17 protein-coding genes are annotated in these 18,199 nt (G+C 51.1%); 14 read left to right on the top strand and 3 right to left on the bottom strand.

Annotated features, from left to right (window positions below; genetic code table 11):
• The first annotated feature begins 11 nt into the window (after window positions 1–11).
• From M3194_RS26895 to M3194_RS26920, 6 genes are all read left to right on the top strand, one after another.
• Window positions 12–227: a hypothetical protein gene (locus tag M3194_RS26895; RefSeq protein WP_251657206.1), complete on the top strand. Its 216-nt coding sequence runs from the start codon at window positions 12–14 to the stop codon at window positions 225–227.
• A 33-nt stretch (window positions 228–260) separates the two neighbouring features.
• Window positions 261–1,181, top strand: coding sequence for a polyprenyl synthetase family protein (locus tag M3194_RS26900; RefSeq protein ID WP_251657208.1), 921 nt, complete (start codon window positions 261–263; stop codon window positions 1,179–1,181).
• A 128-nt stretch (window positions 1,182–1,309) separates the two neighbouring features.
• Entirely contained in the window at window positions 1,310–1,483 is a 174-nt protein-coding gene (gene comX, locus M3194_RS26905; RefSeq protein WP_015842656.1) for a competence pheromone ComX, read from the top strand.
• Between the two features lie 46 nt (window positions 1,484–1,529).
• On the top strand, window positions 1,530–3,923 hold the full coding sequence (locus M3194_RS26910; RefSeq protein ID WP_251657209.1) for an ATP-binding protein: 2,394 nt from the start codon (window positions 1,530–1,532) through the stop codon (window positions 3,921–3,923).
• Window positions 3,901–4,557 carry a response regulator gene (locus M3194_RS26915; protein WP_251657210.1) on the top strand — a complete coding sequence of 219 codons (657 nt, stop codon included), beginning with the start codon at window positions 3,901–3,903 and terminating at the stop codon, window positions 4,555–4,557. Before M3194_RS26910 ends, M3194_RS26915 begins: the two co-directional genes overlap by 23 nt.
• A gap of 259 nt (window positions 4,558–4,816) precedes the next feature.
• Window positions 4,817–5,227 carry a hypothetical protein gene (locus tag M3194_RS26920; protein ID WP_251657211.1) on the top strand — a complete coding sequence of 137 codons (411 nt, stop codon included), beginning with the start codon at window positions 4,817–4,819 and terminating at the stop codon, window positions 5,225–5,227.
• 50 nt (window positions 5,228–5,277) lie between these two features.
• Here the strand turns inward: M3194_RS26920 and M3194_RS26925 are convergent, their stop codons facing one another.
• Window positions 5,278–7,206, bottom strand: a complete 1,929-nt coding sequence (locus tag M3194_RS26925; protein ID WP_251657212.1) for an ABC-F family ATP-binding cassette domain-containing protein — start codon at window positions 7,204–7,206, stop codon at window positions 5,278–5,280.
• A gap of 133 nt (window positions 7,207–7,339) precedes the next feature.
• Between M3194_RS26925 and M3194_RS26930 the strand changes: the two genes are divergently transcribed.
• From M3194_RS26930 to tatC, 6 genes are all read left to right on the top strand, one after another.
• Entirely contained in the window at window positions 7,340–7,969 is a 630-nt protein-coding gene (locus tag M3194_RS26930) for a 5-formyltetrahydrofolate cyclo-ligase (RefSeq protein ID WP_251657213.1), read from the top strand.
• Window positions 7,969–8,436, top strand: coding sequence for a cyclic pyranopterin monophosphate synthase MoaC (gene moaC, locus M3194_RS26935; protein WP_091190342.1), 468 nt, complete (start codon window positions 7,969–7,971; stop codon window positions 8,434–8,436). The genes M3194_RS26930 and moaC overlap by 1 nt, the downstream gene beginning before the upstream one ends.
• 37 nt (window positions 8,437–8,473) lie before the next feature.
• The gene (locus tag M3194_RS26940) at window positions 8,474–8,965 is read left to right on the top strand and encodes a MogA/MoaB family molybdenum cofactor biosynthesis protein (RefSeq protein ID WP_251657214.1); all 492 of its coding nucleotides are present in this window, start codon (window positions 8,474–8,476) and stop codon (window positions 8,963–8,965) included.
• Window positions 8,962–9,981, top strand: coding sequence for a molybdopterin-binding protein (locus tag M3194_RS26945; protein WP_251657216.1), 1,020 nt, complete (start codon window positions 8,962–8,964; stop codon window positions 9,979–9,981). Before M3194_RS26940 ends, M3194_RS26945 begins: the two co-directional genes overlap by 4 nt.
• Before the next feature lie 41 nt (window positions 9,982–10,022).
• Window positions 10,023–10,244, top strand: a complete 222-nt coding sequence (locus M3194_RS26950) for a twin-arginine translocase TatA/TatE family subunit (protein ID WP_251657217.1) — start codon at window positions 10,023–10,025, stop codon at window positions 10,242–10,244.
• A 111-nt stretch (window positions 10,245–10,355) separates the two neighbouring features.
• Window positions 10,356–11,099 (top strand): twin-arginine translocase subunit TatC, encoded by a 744-nt coding sequence (gene tatC / locus M3194_RS26955; RefSeq protein ID WP_251657299.1) that lies wholly within the window; start codon window positions 10,356–10,358, stop codon window positions 11,097–11,099.
• A gap of 59 nt (window positions 11,100–11,158) precedes the next feature.
• On the opposite strand, the gene M3194_RS26960 is transcribed toward tatC, so the two are convergent.
• The gene (locus M3194_RS26960; protein ID WP_251657219.1) at window positions 11,159–12,400 is read right to left on the bottom strand and encodes a sugar phosphate nucleotidyltransferase; all 1,242 of its coding nucleotides are present in this window, start codon (window positions 12,398–12,400) and stop codon (window positions 11,159–11,161) included.
• A 480-nt stretch (window positions 12,401–12,880) separates the two neighbouring features.
• Between M3194_RS26960 and glgB the strand changes: the two genes are divergently transcribed.
• Together glgB and glgA are read left to right on the top strand one after the other, a co-directional pair.
• Window positions 12,881–14,911 (top strand): 1,4-alpha-glucan branching protein GlgB, encoded by a 2,031-nt coding sequence (gene glgB, locus M3194_RS26965; RefSeq protein WP_285889576.1) that lies wholly within the window; start codon window positions 12,881–12,883, stop codon window positions 14,909–14,911.
• A gap of 27 nt (window positions 14,912–14,938) precedes the next feature.
• Window positions 14,939–16,369, top strand: coding sequence for a glycogen synthase GlgA (gene glgA, locus M3194_RS26970; protein ID WP_251657221.1), 1,431 nt, complete (start codon window positions 14,939–14,941; stop codon window positions 16,367–16,369).
• A gap of 54 nt (window positions 16,370–16,423) precedes the next feature.
• Here the strand turns inward: glgA and M3194_RS26975 are convergent, their stop codons facing one another.
• A complete protein-coding gene (locus M3194_RS26975; protein WP_251657222.1) occupies window positions 16,424–18,172 on the bottom strand; it encodes an alpha-glycosidase in 1,749 nt (582 codons plus the stop codon).
• Window positions 18,173–18,199 lie beyond the last annotated feature (27 nt).

The following is an 18,199-nucleotide window of genomic DNA, read 5'->3' on the forward strand; positions in this document are numbered from 1 at the left end:
GACTTTTGTATATGGATCATGGAAACGACATCAACGAAGGTCCGTCCGTTCATCGAAGCCAGGTGATAGAGAAGCGCATGGAGATGATCGCCATGCTGCTTGATAAATTAAATGGGGAGGAGATCGTCCAACAATCCAAAACCAGGCAAGCATCTCACAAACGAAAGGGGCGAAATAACGATAAGCTGATGCGCATAGTTGCCGGCATTTTCTTCCATCGTATATGATAGTGATGACACTACCATGACGGAGGTCAGAAGATGGAAGACATTGTGCCTATGATCGGGCAAGAAATGCTGCGGATTTCCGATAAGTATTTCACTACGGAGCCGCTTCGCGGATATGCCCTCGCTTTTATACGGGAAAAGCAGGCCGAATCGATGAGATTTGGTCTTTTAACCATGCTTCATTACCGGATGTTTGGAGGAGGCTCTAAGCAGATTCTTCAGGCTGCTGCTGCAGTTGAGCTATTTATACTGGCGTCGGATATTCTGGATGACTTGCAGGATGGAGACGCGCCTCATCAGGCCTGGTCCCAGGTGCCGCCGGCCGCCGCGATGCAGACGGCTGCTTCCTTGATGGTGCTTTCGCAGCAGGCGATTCTGGAGCTTGATTTCGGACAGGCCGAACGGCTTCGCGCGGCGCAGATGATGAACGATCAATTCCTTAAAGCAGCAAATGGACAAATGCTGGATTTGATGAACGCCGTTACCGATGAGGATTCCTATATCGCCATGGTACAGCTTAAATCCGCGGCGCTGATCGTAATGGCGTGCATGACCGGAGTCATGCTTGCGGGCCGGGAATGGCATCCGATGGTCGCGGAATATGCGGAAGAAGTAGGTATGGCGGCTCAAATTAAAAATGATATCAGGGACCTGCTTCGCTGGGATGACAAGAACGATTTTATTTTGCGCAAAAAGACCCTGCTCACTTTATTCCTTTTGGAGGAAATTGCGGAGGAGGATAGGTGGATCAAGGACTATTTCGAAGGCAGGCTGCGGGCAGAAGATGTCGCTGACCGGCAGCAAATGTTGGAAGAGGCATGTGACCGGACAGGTGCAGCATTATATGGCTCTGTTCGCATGAGAATGCACTTCAATCGGTTTCAGGAGCTGATAGATGAGGTCCCTGAGGCCGCATCAGCTAAGGATAAGCTCCTACAGATTTTCTCCAGCTAGGGCCTTTCCTCACAAACCGCAATGAGGATTGCGGGAAATACGGGACATGTTGGCGTTTGCTGTCGAAAGAATTCCTGCTATAGTAGAATCAGAATTTGATTCTACTATAGCAGAGGAGGAATTTTTAAATGTTGAAAGATGCTATTCGTTCGCTTGCTGCAAGTAAAGAGAAAATGTCGATGGTGATGGGTGGACAGCTGCAATTGGCTGGCGTATCCGCAGCTGAGCACAAAGCACTCCAAGATGCGCTGAAGAATCAAGACGAGAAAAAAGGCAATTATACGCTGGCAGTTTGGGGCTAATTCAGTCATAAAACGACTTCATGCGAGTGCAGGAGGAGAATAGACGATGTTAAAACCCACTCATAGAATCTCAGCACCTCTCTTCCTGATTGCATTTCTCGTTATTTTGCTCTATTTGACCTTCACGATCATCAAGGAGCCTTTTATCGGAGTCGAGCTTGTGGAAGGGTCAAAGGGAGATTATTTTGTGAAAGCTCTCGAGCCTGCCGGACAAGCTATCAGCAAAGGCATCTTGGTCGGCGACAAAATCGTTTCCGTAAACGGTGCGCCGGCAGGTCAATATAGCAATGTGAAGAAGTTTTTCTCCATTGAGAAATCAGATGCTGTGCTTGTCGAGCATAGCAACAAGGATCAGCAGTTGATTGTATTTAACCGGGGCTGGTACGGAGATCATTCCAGTTGGGAATTATTCATCCAGCTGTATATACCGCTTATTTCGCTGATCCTGTTCGCAGGGTTTTCTTCTTTTCTATATTCGAAAAGAAAAAATGACAGCGCAGCCTTAATGCTCATGCTGTTTTTTGCCACGATTGGGCTATGCTACTATTCATCGGCTGCATCCTATCGGAGTGATCCTGTCGGATTCTCCATTATTTATTTTGTATTGCCGTCTGTGCCGATCATTTTCCTGCAGTTCATGAATCAGTACATGAAGAGATATAATGTCGTCTTTATCAGCAAATCCGGTTTAATCGGGATGCTTAGCTCGTTTGGCATCGTTGAACTCGGAATGCTGCTGTATGTCTGGACGAGTCTTATATCCAACGATGCTTTCGTATACATACGGATGTTGTACTACGGTACGTTAATTATCGGTAATTTCATTTGCATCTATCAGCTTATCCACAAGTTTTTGCAGTACCGCAAGACGAAGTTTAATTCGTTGTTTAAGATTACGCTAGTGTCGCATATCGTTGCGTTCACGCCGTTTACGGCTATGAACCTTCTGCCGCTGTTTATTGGCGGCGGCCAGATTTTACCGGCTGCGTTTACATCGTTATTTTTGTTTGTGCTGCCAATCGTGTATTTCTACCTGTTAACATCCAATCAGCTCTTTGACATTGACTTCATCCTAACCAGGTTTAAATATTATACGCTTCTGTCTGCCGTGCCGGCTCTAGTGCTGACGCTCGCGATGATCGGGGTTCTGAGCGATAGGACGGAAGTATCATGGGTTGGCTATATTCAGATGTTCTTGTCGTCTTACGTCGTGATGACTCTGTTCTTGTACGTGAAGGAGCAGATCGATCACAAGTTTCGTCCGAAGCTTTTCAAAGCGATGTACAGCTATCAGGACAGTCTGGACCGTTTCTCCCGCAAAGTTGCGACGGTTATGAAGAGGGCTGATCTGGAGGCCGTGCTCAAGCAGGAGATCAGCGACTTGCTTCCGGTTAACCGCATTGATTTCGTTCTAGTTGATCAAGCGGACTGTTCGGTTCACAAGATGGGCGAATCCGACGAAGAGAAAGGGACTTCCTTATTCCTGCTTCAAGTCGCGGACTCGCTTCAGGTTGGCGAAATGGTGGAGCTGCCTCACGGGATTGGTCTTGTCATAGGCCGTCAGCGTTCCAGATACCATGTGGTCTGGATCGGCTCGAAGACGAACCACACCCGTTTCAATTCGGACGAGCTGCGCTGGCTAAAGACGTTAGCCAACTATTCAAGCATCGTATTTGAGAATCTGTATTTGATCGAAGGTCTGATTGAGGACCTGGAATCGGAAGTGCGCAAGGAGCAAACGACCGCGCCTTGGGTATTGCGCTTATTGTTCTGTCTGTCGGAAAATGAACGCCGAAAGCTCGCCGCGGATCTACATGACTCCGCTCTTCAGGATCAGTTAATCTGGTACCGCAAGCTAGAAGGCGTTATGAATGATTATCCGATCTCGGACAAGCTGGGTGACGAGCTGAATGAGATTAAGGAAGGCCTTCTGGATGTTATCCATCAAATCCGCGAGACCTGTAACGAGCTGAGGCCTCCGCTGCTGAAAGAGATGGGCGTCATTGAAGCAGTTGAGTCCATTGTCGAGCATTCGCAGATGCGGGATAACTTTGCCGTAGATTTCAGACCTAAACCGTTTATCCATCCGCTTAACGAAGAGCAGATCACCGCCGTTTACCGGATCGTGCAGGAATTGCTTCGCAATGCGGCCAAGCATGCGCAGGCGAACCAGGTTACGCTGGAGCTTGAACAGCGGAAAGGAAAGATTTATTTCCGCTACAAGGATGACGGAATCGGGATGGATGTTGATTATATGAAGGCGTCCTTCGAGCATATGGGACTGTCCGGGATTAAAGAGCGGGTAGCCAGCCTTGAAGGAGAAATTACGTTCCGGTCGAAGCGTGGAAGCGGGCTGGAGGTTGTAATCAACTTGCCGGAGACAATGACGACCGGTCGTTCGGAAAGGGGATTATTACGTGATTCGTATCTTATTAGTTGACGATCATCCTTCCGTAGGCGAAGGAACCAAGACCATGATCGAACAGGATCCTGAGATGAAGGTAACGGTTGTGTTATCCGCGATGGAAGCGCTGGATGCCGTCAATCATGATCCCTTTGATATTATATTGTGTGACCTAAATATGCCGGGGATCAGCGGGCTGGAGCTTGCCAAAAGGCTTATTCAGCAGGATCCTGACCGCAGAGTTCTTATCTATACCGGATATGAGATCAGTACCCACTATAACTTGCTGATCGAATGCGGGGTATCCGGCTTTATCTCCAAGACGGTGTCGCGGGAACAGCTGCATAATAACATCCGGTGCGCGATGCGGGGGGAAGCGGTTATTCCGATTACCCTGCTGAAGCAGCTGAGGCGCAACGAAGTGAAGATTACCCGCGCGGAAAAGGCAATTGAAGAGGTCTCGATTAATGAACGGGACCAGGATATTTTGCAGGAAGTTGCCAATGGCAGCAGCAATAAGGATATTGCCGCCAAGCTTCATATGAGCCAGCGGACGGTGGAGTACAACCTGACCCGTATATTCGAGAAGTTGAGCGTCCGATCAAGATCGGAAGCGATTGTGGAAGCCAAGCGGCTTGGACTTATTCGCATGGAGCAATTCTTAACCTAAATGATGTTTACTACGACTTTTAACGACTCGCCGTCTGCGGTGAATCATGAAAGTCTTCCTATATGGGATAACTGCCGCATTCGCTGCAGAATCGTATCCCCATGATTGTCTTGCAAGACCACCCTAACTTTTGGTTTCCCTCTCAATGCTTACGTCTATATGGCGTAAGCATCTTTTTTTAAATATTAGAGATAAGGTTCCTTTATACTGCGCTCATATTACGTCGCGTAACAATTAGGTCCGGAAAGGAGGCATAGCTTTGAAGTATTTGTGGCTGTGGATCGTCTTTGCAATTGTATTTACTCTGGCCGCTATTGGACTGGAGCTGCTGGAGGGGAATAAGATTACGACAACGGAATACTATGGGCTGCGTAACATGGGCAGCATCTTTGTTGCTTTTTGTTTACTCTGCAGCATCGTTTTTTATCTGATTACCTTCCTTCCGTTAACGTTCCTTTGTACGAGGTTTGTAAAGTTTTTGCTCGGAAGAATGATCATTTATACCATTGCCGGGGCAGTAGGGGGAATCTGGGTATTTGACCAATTCTACGCGTTAGATGATGACTATTACGTGAAGGGATATGGGCTCAACCTCAATAGCGCCATGATCTTGTTTGGTTTGGCAGGATTTATTTATGCGTGGATGGATAGGTATTTGGAAAAAAAATAAAAAACCTCCCGCCACTCTCACTATGGAGGTACCGGGAGGCTTTTTGCTGTTTATTCGCTTAATTGTTCCCACTGCTCGTAGGCGTTGTTTAGCGAAGCGCGTTTCTCTTCAATTTTAGCCTGAATCTCTTGAATAGCCATGTAGTCATTAAAGATCGCGGGATCCGTTAACTGCACTTCGTGCTCGGCGATCTGCTCTTCCAGCGAAGCAATGTCCTGTTCCAGCTGCTCGAGCTTGCGCATTCGGCTGCGTTCTTCCCGTTTGGCCTGCTTATCCATTTCATAAGAGGTAGGAGCTTCTTGAGCGGGCTGATTGGACTTGCTTGCCAGCTTGGCAGCAGCTTCAAGCCGGGCTTCTTCAAGCTCGTTTTTCTTTTCGATCATGTCGTCGTAATTTCCTAGGAAATGCTCGGTTCCTGTCGGAGTCAATTCGACGATCCGTTCCGCCATCTTGTTAAGGAAATAACGGTCATGAGAGATAAATAGAAGTGTTCCCTCGTAATCAATCAAAGCGGATTCCAGTACCTCTTTGCTGAACAAGTCCAGATGGTTGGTAGGCTCGTCAAGGATCAGAACGTTTGCCTGCTCGAGCATCAGCTTGGCAAGCGATACGCGCGCCTTCTCGCCGCCGCTGAGGGAAGAGATGCGCTTCAGGACATCTTCTCCGCTGAATAAGAAATTGCCAAGGACCGTACGTATACGGGCTTCTTCCATATGGGGGTAGGTGCCCCACACTTCCTCCAGAACGGTATTGGAAGAGGTTAGTCCCGTTTGCTCCTGGTCATAATAGCCGAGCTTAACGTTGGAGCCCCAGCGGACGCTGCCCGTTTGCGGCTGTCTTTGTCCAACCAGCACTTTAAGCAAGGTGGACTTGCCGATCCCGTTAGGACCAATGAGGGCAACCGTTTCACCACGCGACAGCTTGAAGGATACCTGCTGGAACAGCTGACGGTCCTTTTCCGGGAATTTGACGGACAAGTCCGTTACATCCAGAACATCCTTGCCCGTTTGGCGTTCGATTTCGAAAGTGAACCGCGCTTTCTTGAGATCGCCAAGCGGCTTGTCCAGCACATCCATTTTCTCGAGCGCTTTCCGGCGGCTTTGCGCGCGTTTGGTTGTGGAAGCACGAACGATATTGCGCTGAATGAACTGCTCCATCTTCGCAATTTCATCCTGCTGCTTCTCATAAACCTTCATGTTCGCTTCGTATTCGGCAGCTTTCAGATCGATGTAGCGGCTGTAGTTGCCTGTATACCGCCTGGCTGCATGACGTTCGATCTCCACGATGGTTGTGACCAGGGCATCAAGGAAGTATCGGTCATGGGATACAACCAGAATGGCGCCGGAATAGCTGCGAAGATAACCCTCCAGCCAGGTCAGCGTTGGGATATCCAAGTAGTTGGTAGGCTCGTCGAGCATCAATAGATCAGGTGCCTGCAGGAGAATGCGCGCAAGCGCGAGACGGGTTTTTTGGCCGCCGCTTAAAGTGCTGATCAAGGTGTCCGGCGGGAAGCTGCCAAACCCCATTCCGTGAAGAACGCTGTTAATCCGGGTGTTGATCTCGAAGCCGCCTTGCTCGCGGAACCAGTCTGATTTGCGCGAGTAACGGTCAAGAACCTCCTCGTAACGCTTTGGATTATCATGAAGAGCCGGATCGGCAATCTGCTGTTCCAGCTCGCGAAGCTCCTTCTCGGCATCGATCAGATGGGAGAAGACGGCGCGCATTTCCGCTTCGATGGTGCGGTTCGACTGCAAGCCGCTGTTTTGGGCCAGATAACCAATGCGCGTTTCTTTGGCTTTGTGTATGGCACCGGAGTCGTAGGACAGCTCTCCGGCAATAATTTTGAGCAAGGTCGATTTGCCGGCGCCGTTAACGCCAACAAGTCCAACCCGTTCGCGTTCGAGGACTTGCATCGATATATCGGATAAGATGACGTCTATGCCATAGTTTTTACTGATATTGGATACTTGAAGCAGCATGAATATACCTCCAACAAATAATGACTCGTTCATTATATATTACCACAAACCACTGCCGCCATTGGCGAAAGTTGCATAACAATGGTAAACTACAAATAAACAACAAGCATGTATGGGAAGGCAGAGCGGGGTAATGATGAGTGAACAGCGAGGTGCCATGGATTTCGATAAAACGTCGCTGCGGAAAGCTATGACGAAGCTGCGAGAAGGCATAAGACCAGATGAGCGTTCCGTACGGTCAGCTGCGGCATGCCGGTATCTAATGGATTGGATGATAGAGCATGAAGTAAGAAGCTTTATGTGCTATGTTCCGTTCCGCTCCGAGCTGGATACCCGCTCACTCGTCGAGCGGGGCTGGGAAACGGGCAGAGAGGTTATTGTGCCGAAATGTTATCCATCGGACCGCTCGATGTCCCTTCACAAGCTGGACAGCTGGAGCGGGCTTAAGGCCGGCGCCTATGGCATTCTCGAGCCGGATCCAGGCGAGTGTCCGCCGCTTCCGGCTGCATATATGCCTGAGCTGGTCGTCACGCCGGGCCTTGCTTTTGACAGTAAGGGCGGGAGGCTTGGATACGGGGGCGGTTATTACGACCGTTTCGCGGATCGTCTCCGGCGCGAACAAGGAGAAGCCTCGCGACTGGTGAAGTGGCTGGGCATCGCTTTTGAAGATCAGCTGGTGGAAGAGATTCCAATGCAGACCCATGACAAGCAAATGGACGGTTTAGTAACGGAACTTAAGGTTAGAGTTTGGAGTGACTTATAATGGAACTGACGCATTTTAACGAGCAGGGCCGGGCGCGGATGGTTGACGTCAGCGATAAAGAAGTGACAGCCAGAACGGCAACCGCGCGTACGCAGGTGAAGATGAACCCAGGTACGCTGGCCCGTATTAAGGAAGGCAGTATCGGCAAAGGGGATGTGCTGGCCGTATCCCAGGTTGCTGCGATAATGGCCGCGAAGAAAACGTCGGATTGGATTCCGATGTGTCATCCGCTTCCGTTAACCGGGGTGAATGTGACCTTCGGCGATAACGGGAATGATGAACTGTACATAGAAGCGACGGTAAAAACAACCGGTAAAACAGGCGTGGAAATGGAAGCTTTGACTGCTGTTTCTGCCGCTGCGCTTACCGTATACGATATGTGCAAGGCACTTCAGAAAGATATGGTCATCGGTCCGACTTACCTGATCGAGAAGACCGGGGGCAAAAACGGAGACTATCGGATTTGACTACCCATGAGCGGATAAGGGATGGGAGGAATAAAAGATGCGGTGGAAAGTAGCGATATTGACGGCAAGTGACAAAGGCTCGCGCGGAGAACGCGAAGATACAAGCGCGCAGGTCATTCGTGAGCTGGTAGAGGAAGAACTCGGCGGAGAGATTGTTGACTATCGGATCGTACCTGACGAACAGGATGAGATTATAGCGGCAATCATCGAAATGACCGAGTATTATCAGGCGGAGCTTATTCTGACCACCGGCGGAACCGGACTCGCGCCAAGGGATGTTACACCGGAAGCTACCCTTAAGGTAGTAGACCGGCTTGTGCCGGGGATTGCGGAAGCGATGAGAATCGGAGCCCTTCAGAAGACCCGTCGCGCCATGCTGTCCCGCGGGGTATGCGGTATTCGCGGTCAATCTCTTATCATCAACTTGCCAGGCAGTCCTAAGGGTGTGCATGAGAGCTTGATGGCCATTATGGATCAGCTGCCGCATGCTTTGGAGATTATATCCGGCAGTCATGGAGATCACGAATGAACGGAGCGGAGACAATTCTGAAAGAAGTGCCGGTGCGGGAAGCCATAGGCCTAAGGCTTGCCCATGATCTTACCCGCATCATTCCGGGAGAGTTCAAAGGACGTTTATTCAAGAAAGGGCATGTCATTACGGAAGAGGATATTCCGAGTCTATTGGATATCGGCAAGGAGCACATCTATATTATGGAGCTGGGCGAGAGAGAGCTTCATGAGGATGATGCCGCACTCCGGATGGCAGAGGCGCTAATGGGCGATGGTATTACATTGTCTGAACCCCATGAAGGGAAGGTTAGCTTGAAATCAAGCCAGCTTGGTCTTGCCGAAGTGGACCAGGTGCTGGTAGAGGCGATTAACGAACTTGGCGAGATTGCGCTGGCGACAGTGAAGACGCATAGCGTAGTAAGGGAAGGACGGCCGCTGGCCGCAACAAGAGTGATTCCTCTGACCGTGTCAAAAGCGAAGGTTGAAGAGGTAGAAAGGCTTGCTGCGGAATATAGAACGGCTCATCAAGGACAAGCGCCGCTTCGAGTAGTTCCCTTCCGCAAGCTGCGCGCGGGACTTCTGACCACCGGCGGAGAAGTGTTCTCCGGACGTATTCAGGATAAATTCGGACCGGCCGTCCGGGCCAAGCTGGAAGCCTTCGGCTCAGAGGTGGGTGAACAGCGCTTTGCGCCGGATGACCGACAAATAATTGTCAAGGAAATACACTATTTGCTAGAGCAACGTTATGATATGATACTAGTGACCGGCGGAATGTCGGTTGATCCTGATGACCGGACACCAGGCGCCATTAAAGCGTCCGGAGCGGATATAGTCAGCTACGGCACACCGATGCTGCCGGGCTCGATGCTGCTTATGGGATATTTGAACGGCGTACCCATTATGGGACTGCCAGGCTGCGTCATGCATGATCCGTATACTTCCTTCGATGTACTGCTGCCTCGTATATTAGCTGGTCAGACTATCGTGAGAGAAGACATTGTCCGTATGGGATATGGCGGTTTGAACAACGGTTAGTGTAGTACATAAGCGTATAACGATTAGGGGGAAGATCAAGGATGTCAGGTATAGGCGCAACAGGCTTTATATTACTCGCAATTGTTGCTTTGCTGCTGTTTGGACCAAATAAGCTTCCTGAGCTTGGCCGTGCGTTTGGACGCACGCTGAAAGAGTTTAAAGCAGGGGCAAGAGATATGATGGATGATGAGAAAGACACGAAACGCGTTGAAGTGAACCGATCGGAAAATATCGAATCGGATAATAAGCGGCTTCCGGACTAAACCGGGCCCGCTTTTTTGCTGAAAGGGGGCCTATAGAAGTTGAGCACATCGCAAAACAATGCTTCCGGACAGCAGCCGTTTGATCGGGCTCGAATTCGTGAGGAAGGCTTAATGCCTTTGTTTGAGCATCTTGGCGAGCTGCGGAAGCGTATTATTTATATGCTGATTGTCATCGTTGCCGGCCTTATTATCGGACTTGTTATTGCAGAGCCGGCCTACACTTTCCTGATGGAGCAGGAACCGGCAAGAGGCTTGCAGCTGCATGCCTTTTCTTTATGGGACGGCATCGGTATCTATATGAAGTTTGCATTTGTGATCGCGCTACTGCTTGCGATTCCATTCACGGCATACCAGCTGTGGGCTTTCGTCAAGCCCGCGCTTAAGCCGGTTGAACAAAGAGCAACATTGAAGTACATCCCTTTTGCGCTTATTATGTTTTTAATTGGTCTGGCGTTCTCGTACTTTGTCGTTTTTCCGCTGGCCTTTCATTTTACGCGTAAAATCTCTTCGAATTTGAATCTGGAAGAAACGATTGGAATCACGCAATATTTCTCGTTTATGTTTAATATTTTGATTCCGATCTCCCTCTTGTTCGAGCTGCCGCTTGTCATTATGTTTCTGACGGCTATCCGGATTCTTAATCCGACCCGGCTCCGCAAGATGAGAAGAATCGCTTATTTTCTGATGATTCTTATTGGGGTTATTGTTACTCCACCGGACTTCGTATCCGACAGCCTTGTGGCGATCCCGCTTATTATCTTGTACGAAATAAGTGTGTTATTGTCCGGTATGGTCTATAAAAAACAGCTCGCGGCAGCCGCGAAACGTGAAGCGGAATGGGCAGGTCAATCATAGGAAATGAAAAAACCTCGGGGATTCCCATTCCCCAAGGTTTTTTTTGGCTTCGGCCGGCTTTAGTAGCTGAGTACTTTACCCTTGTACAGCTTGCGTTCTCGCCGTCCGGCTCCGGCGAGCAGCGTGGTAATCGCCTCCCGGCTTGCGGAGACGGACTTGCGGCCTGCTGTGACACGCTCGCCCGGTCCGATGACCGTTATTTGCTCCGATTGCGGAGCACCGATAACGGCACCGTCTTCAATAACGGCGTTCTCCCCGATAATAGCCTTATGGATGCGGACATTACGTCCTATCCGTGCCCCCGGCATAATCACGCTCTCGAACACGAGGCTGCCTTTTCCTACTTCTGCACCTGTGCTAATAACCGAGCGTTGCGCGCTGCCGTCCATCCGGCAATGGCTGTCGATGATGCAGTCGTCAGGAATACTATTATTCTTGCGGTACTGACTGCCTGAAGCCGGCACATAGCCGGCATAAAGAGGCCATTGCGGTTCAGATAGCTGCAATGTACCGTCGATTAGCTCCATGTGGGCTTCCCACAAGCTCTCAACCGTACCCACATCCCGCCAGTAGCCTTCGTAAGGATAAGCGGTCAGGCTGGCTCCTTCCTGAAGGAGCATCGGAATGATGTCTTTCCCGAAGTCATGGCTGGAGGCTGGGTTGCAGGCATCGCGTGCGAGCACCTCCTTCAGCTTGTCCGTCCGGAACATGTAAATGCCCATAGAAGCCAGGTTGCTCCTTGGACGGGAAGGCTTTTCTTCAAATTCAACTACACTGTAATCCTCATTGGTGTTCAGAATGCCGAAACGGCTTGCTTCATGCCACGGTACCCGCTTAACGGCAATTGTAGCGGCCGCACCGCTCTCGATATGCGCTTCCAGCATGGGACGGTAGTCCATTTGATAAATATGATCGCCGGATAAGATGAGAACATGTTCCGGATTATGCTGTTCGATGTACGAGAGGTTGCGGTAGATCGCATCGGCTGTTCCCGAGTAGAGGCCATCTGGAGAGCTGTCGGAAGCGGGCAGCGACGCAATTTCTCCCAGATGTTTCGTTTGGATCGCGTTCAGCCACGCTCCTCCGTCACCAATATGGCGATGAACCGTGTCCGCGCAATATTGGGTCAAAACACCGATTCGGCGGATACCCGAGTTCATGCAGTTGCTTAGCGGGAAGTCAATCATCCGATACCTTTCCCCAAACGGTACAACCGGTTTGGCGAGTTCGGCGGTAAGTGGTGCCAGTCGTTTGCCTTCGCCGCCCGCAAGCAGCATGGCCAAGCAATTCATCTGTGTCATTCTATATTCCTCCAAGCTTTCTTATTTGGGTTTCATTTGATCAACAGGTGTTCTTGTACCATCTGCTTACACCTTAACCCTCCCATTTGAAACAGCTGTTTCAATAAAATGGATAGCGGGTATTAAACATTCTGGATTGTGTTGTTGCTTTAGAGGGGAAATGCTTGCGAAGCAAGAATTGCTATATAGCTGAAACAAGCTTTCCAAATGCTTACGTGCAAGAAATGCCCTAAAAGGCATAGAGCATTTCTTTTAGCGAATGCTTGCGAAGCAAGAAATGCCCTAAAGGCATAGAGCATTTCTTTAAGCGAATGCTTGCGAAGCAAGAAATGCCCTAAAAGGCATAGAGCATTTCTTTAAGCGAATGCTTGCGAAGCAAGAAATGCCCTAAAAGGCATAGAGCATTTCTTTTAGCGAATGCTTGCGAAGCAAGAAATGCCCTAAAAGGCATAGAGCATTTCTTTTAGGAGGTTGGAACCATTGAAACGAAGCATCAAGCTTAACGCAGACGATATTTATCAATTTCATGAAGGCACATGGATGGACAGCTACCGTAAGCTGGGCGCTCATCCGGTTCAAGAGAAGGGGAAGACGGGTACCCGTTTTACCGTCTGGGCGCCCAATGCCCGCCGGATTGCGGTTGCATCCAATTGCAACAGCTGGGACGGGTTTCGAAATGCCGGATATGACCTGCAGAAGGTCGAACAGTCCGGTTTGTGGAGCGGCTTTCTCGAAGGCTTTGGTGAAGGCGATATGTACAAATACGATATAGAGACAGCAGCGGGTGACAGGCAGCTGAAGGCAGATCCGTATGCGTTTAAGGCAGAGGTCCGTCCGCGCACGGCTTCGGTAATCTGCTCGCTGGAAGGGTACGAATGGCAGGATAAGGCGTGGCTTCGCGGCCGTAAGCCGCTGTTCAACCAGCCTTTGAATATATATGAAGTGCATGCGGGTACCTGGAGGCGGCATCAGGACGGAACCTTATATACCTATGAGGAACTTGCGGAGGAGCTGCCTTCTTACGCCGCGGATATGGGATATACCCATATCGAGCTGATGCCTCTTGCGGAGCATCCGTATGACCGCTCCTGGGGGTATCAGGGGACGGGTTTTTTTGCAGCAACAAGCCGGTATGGAGAGCCTCATCAGCTGATGGCTTTTGTTGATCGCTGCCATAGCCTGGGGCTTGGCGTAATTCTGGATTGGGTTCCCGGACATTTTGCCAAGGATGCGGCAGGCCTCCGCCGTTTTGACGGCAGTCCGTTGTACGAGCATGCCGATCCGCTTATAGCAGAGAAGGAACAATGGGGGACCCTTGCTTTTAATTACGAGAGGCCGGAGGTATGCGGTTTTCTGATCTCAAACGCCTTGTTCTGGATGGAAATGTACCATATCGACGGTTTGCGGGTAGATGCGGTAACCAGCATGCTGCTTCGGGACTTCGACCGCCCGGATGGGCGTTGGCGGCCGAACCGTCATGGCGGGAGAGAAGATCTGGATGCTTCCGCGTTCATTAGACGGTTGAATTCGGCTATATTGACTCGGTTTCCCCATGCTCTCATGATGGCGGAGGAATCGCATGCCTACCCCGGCGTGACTGTTCCTGCCGATAAGGGAGGGCTGGGCTTCACGCACAAATGGAATATGGGATGGATGAACGATACGCTGAAATACTTGGCGCTTCCGCCGGAGGCAAGGAGCTCTAATCATGGCTTGCTTACATTCCCGATCTGGTATGCCTTTGACGAGAAGTATACGCTGCCGCTTTCCCATGACGAGGTTGTTCACGGCAAGAAGTCGCTGCTCGACAAAATGCCCGGAAGCTACGAGGAGAAGTTTGCGGGATTACGTCTGCTCCTGGGCTACATGATGACCCATCCGGGCAAAAAGCTGCTGTTTATGGGCGGCGAATTTGGCCAGTTTATTGAATGGCGTGATGAAGCGGAGCTGGACTGGCTGCTGCTCGCTTATGAGCAGCATCGGATGCTTCACGGCTTTGTCCGCACGCTGAACCACTTGTATCTGGAGCAGCGGTCGTTATGGCAGCTTGACTCTTCTCCGAAGGGCTTCGAGTGGATCGACTTCCGGGATGAGGGGCAAAGCGTAATCGTGTACAGACGTAAGGGGAGGGCAAACGCAGAGTCGCTGATCATCCTCTGCAACTTCCATACGCATGCCCATGCCCATTACAGGATAGGAGTTCCGAGCCAAGGAGGCTATAAAATATTGCTGAACAGCGACAGCCCCTCTTATGGCGGCTCCGGATTTATGGAGCTGTCCGCGGCGGAAGGGACTGTCATTCCGTCACAGGCGGTTATCTGGCATGGCCGCAAGCATAGCATTGAGCTGCCGCTTCCGCCGCTGTCGATCGTTATTTTAAAGCGGGAGAAGGAATCGCGTGCCGCTGTCCGAATGGAACAGGAACCGCAAGCGCTGCATAAGGAGCTTAGTCTGGAATTACCTGGTAATAAGCGAAGAAGCCGGCAGAGGGAACGAATTGCTACGGTATAAGCAGGTTTACAAAGGAGAGAACGAAATTTGAATATTTTGTTTGTAGGAGCGGAATGCGCCCCGTTTCTGAAGACGGGCGGGCTTGGCGACGTGCTTGGCGCACTGCCGGCCGCGCTTAAATCCCAAGGAGTTGAAGCACGCGTAATGCTGCCGCTGTATACCTCGATTCCAGAGCATTACCGGACCCGCATGAAGACGATAGCGGAAATCCGGGTTTCGGTCGGATGGCGATATGCGTATTGCGGAATTCGCGAATTGGAGCATGAAGGTATTATTTATTATTTTCTCGACAACGAGCAGTATTTCAAGAGAGGCTCTGCCTACGGACATGACGATGACGGGGAGCGATTCGCCTTCCTGTGCCGCGCTGCGCTGGAGTCCCTCCCTTCAATCGGATATTGGCCCGATCTTATACACGGGCATGATTGGCATACCGGCATGATTCCTGCGCTGCTGCGCCATCATTACGGCTGGCGGAAGGAATATGCGGGAATTAAGACGGTGTTCACCATTCATAATTTGCAGTATCAAGGCAATTATCCGCCGCATGTACTCGGCGATTTGCTGGGACTGCCGCCTCATTATATGAGCTACGATCATGTGGAGTCTTACGGCTCCGTCAGCTTTATGAAAGCCGGCATTCAGCTGTCGGATCGCGTCACAACCGTTAGTCCGTCTTATGCGGCCGAAATCAAGACGCCGGAATATGGCTGCGGAATGGAAGAGGTGCTGCGCAGCCGGGGCGGCAGCCTGGTTGGCATCGTGAACGGCATCGACGATGGTTTGTATGATCCGGCGGCGGATGCGGAGCTGCAGGCGCATTATTCGGCCGTCTCGCCAGATGCCAAGATGGTCTGTAAAACGGCGCTGCAGTGGGAGCTAGGCCTGCGGGAAGACGTAGAGGTACCGCTCATTGGCATGGTTGGCCGTCTTACGGACCAGAAGGGGCTTCCGCTCGTTCTGGAGCGCTTGGACGAGTTGGTGGCTACCGAGCATGTCCAGCTTGCGCTGCTTGGCACCGGGGATCCACATCTGGAGTATCTGTTCCGCGAAGCGGAGCACCGCTATAAAGGAAGAGTTGTCTCCTATATTGGCTTCGACGAAGGTCTTGCCCGCCGAATCTATGCCGGCTCGGATCTGTTCCTGATGCCGTCGCGGTTTGAGCCATGCGGGATCAGCCAGCTGCTTGCGCTAAGATACGGCAGCCTGCCCATTGTCCGCGAGACGGGAGGACTGCGTGATACCGTTCAGAGCTATAATGAGTGGACGGGAGAGGGCAATGGCTTTTCCTTTGCTTCCTACAATAGCGGGGATATGCTGTATACGGTACGCCGGGCGTTATCTTTATGGAGAGACCCGGAGGTACGGGATAAGCTCGTAAGGCGCGCTTTGCAGGGCGACTACAGCTGGAACCGATCGGCGCAGCAGTACAAGGAATTATATGAGGAGCTATTATAAAGACAATGGCGGTGCCGGATTCGTCCGGCACCGCCTTTATTGTTGCTTCACCCGCTAATCAATCTTGCGCCATACAATCCGGTACCCGTTTGGTTCCAGAGAGATAACGAGCTTGCCGTCAGGATTGTCTATCTGCTCGTCGGTCAACGCATCGCGCCATCCGCCTTCCTTCATTGGGTGCGACAGCTCCACAGGCTCATCCGAACGGTTCATCCATACCGTGAAATGCTCTTTGCCGTCCAACCGTTCATAGACGAGAGAACCGCCTTCGCCATCGGCAGACAATACGCGGTAACGGCCGCTTCGCAGGGCGGCGCGCTCCTTCCTGAGCGAAATAAGCAGCTTATAGAAATCAAACAGCTCCCGGTTCTGGTTTTCCTCGTCCCAGACCATGCATTTGCGGCAATCCGGATCTTCGCCGCCATCCATGCCAAACTCATCCCCGTAATAGATACAAGGCAAGCCCATTGTGGTCATCAGATACACGACGGCCTGCTTCAGCCGTTTGGCATCCCCGCCGCACCGGGTCATAACGCGCGGAATGTCGTGGCTCGACAGCAGGTTGAACAGCGTTTCGTTCGTCTGCTGCGGATAACGCATAAGCAGCCGGTTCATCTTTTCCGCGAATTGGGCTGAAGAGATTGAACGGTCGGCGAAAAAACGGAGGACCAACTCCTTGAACGGATAGTTCATAACGGAATCGAACTGCTCGCCAAGCAGCCAGCGCAGCGAATCGCTCCACACCTCGCCTATAATAAAGGCTTCCTTGTTAGTTTCTTTCACCGCTTTACGGAAGTCGCGCCAGAAGTGATGGTCCACCTCGTTTGCAACATCCAGCCGCCATCCGTCTATTCCGGTGTCTTTCATCCAGCCTACCGCGGTTCCGATCAGATAGTTCTTCACGTCCGGATTAGCCGTATTCAGCTTAGGCATATTGCCGTAGAAGCCAAACGTATCATAGTTCGCAACGCCGTCCCGCACTTCAACGGGGAATTGGTTCAGATGGAACCAATCCTTGTACTTCGATTGCTCGCCTTTCTCCAGCACGTCCCGAAACGGCGGAAACTGTTCGCTTGAGTGGTTAAACACGGCATCCAGCACAACGCGGATGCCGTGCTCATGGCAGACGCTGACCAGCTTCTTCAGCAGCTCCTTATCTCCGAACTGAGGATCCACTTCACGGTAATCAACGGTGTCGTATTTATGATTGGAGGGAGAGAGGAAGATCGGGGTCAAATAGACGGCGTTTACGCCCAGCTCCTCTAAGTGGCCAATCCGGTTGATAATGCCTTGCAGATCCCCGCCGAAAAAGGATGCACCCTCCGGCTTCTCTCCCCATGGGGAGGTGCCTTCAGGATCATTGGACCGGTCTCCGTTCTCGAAGCGGTCGGGGAAAATCTGATAGAAAATCGCTTCTTTGGCCCATTCGGGAGCCTCGAACAGATCGATGGGATGAATATAATGTCCCTCGAAATAACCTCCGGCAGGCGCTGGCTGCTCGGAAAAGAAGCCGTCCTCCGTCAGCCAGATCGTCTCCTCGCCGCTATGCAGCCGGAAGCCGTAGCTGAACCGTTTGAATTCCGGCCGGATGACGGCCTCCCAATAATCATGAAGTCCATCTGCCGCAATATGGTCCATGTCGATTTCCTGGCAATGATGATCCCAGTCGTATTTATCTCCTGCAATAGCAACAACCCGCTCGATATCGTCGCGTTTGGTTCGAAGACGCAGATGGAAAGTTTCCGGATCATAGGCATATGCCCATCTGTGGCTGGGGGAATGGTAGATGCTCTCTAATTGCAAACGGGTTCACTCTCCTTTTCTCTATAC

This window comes from Paenibacillus glycanilyticus, from assembly GCF_023715145.1.
In the GTDB taxonomy this organism is placed as follows: Bacteria; Bacillota; Bacilli; order Paenibacillales; family Paenibacillaceae; genus Pristimantibacillus; species Pristimantibacillus glycanilyticus_A.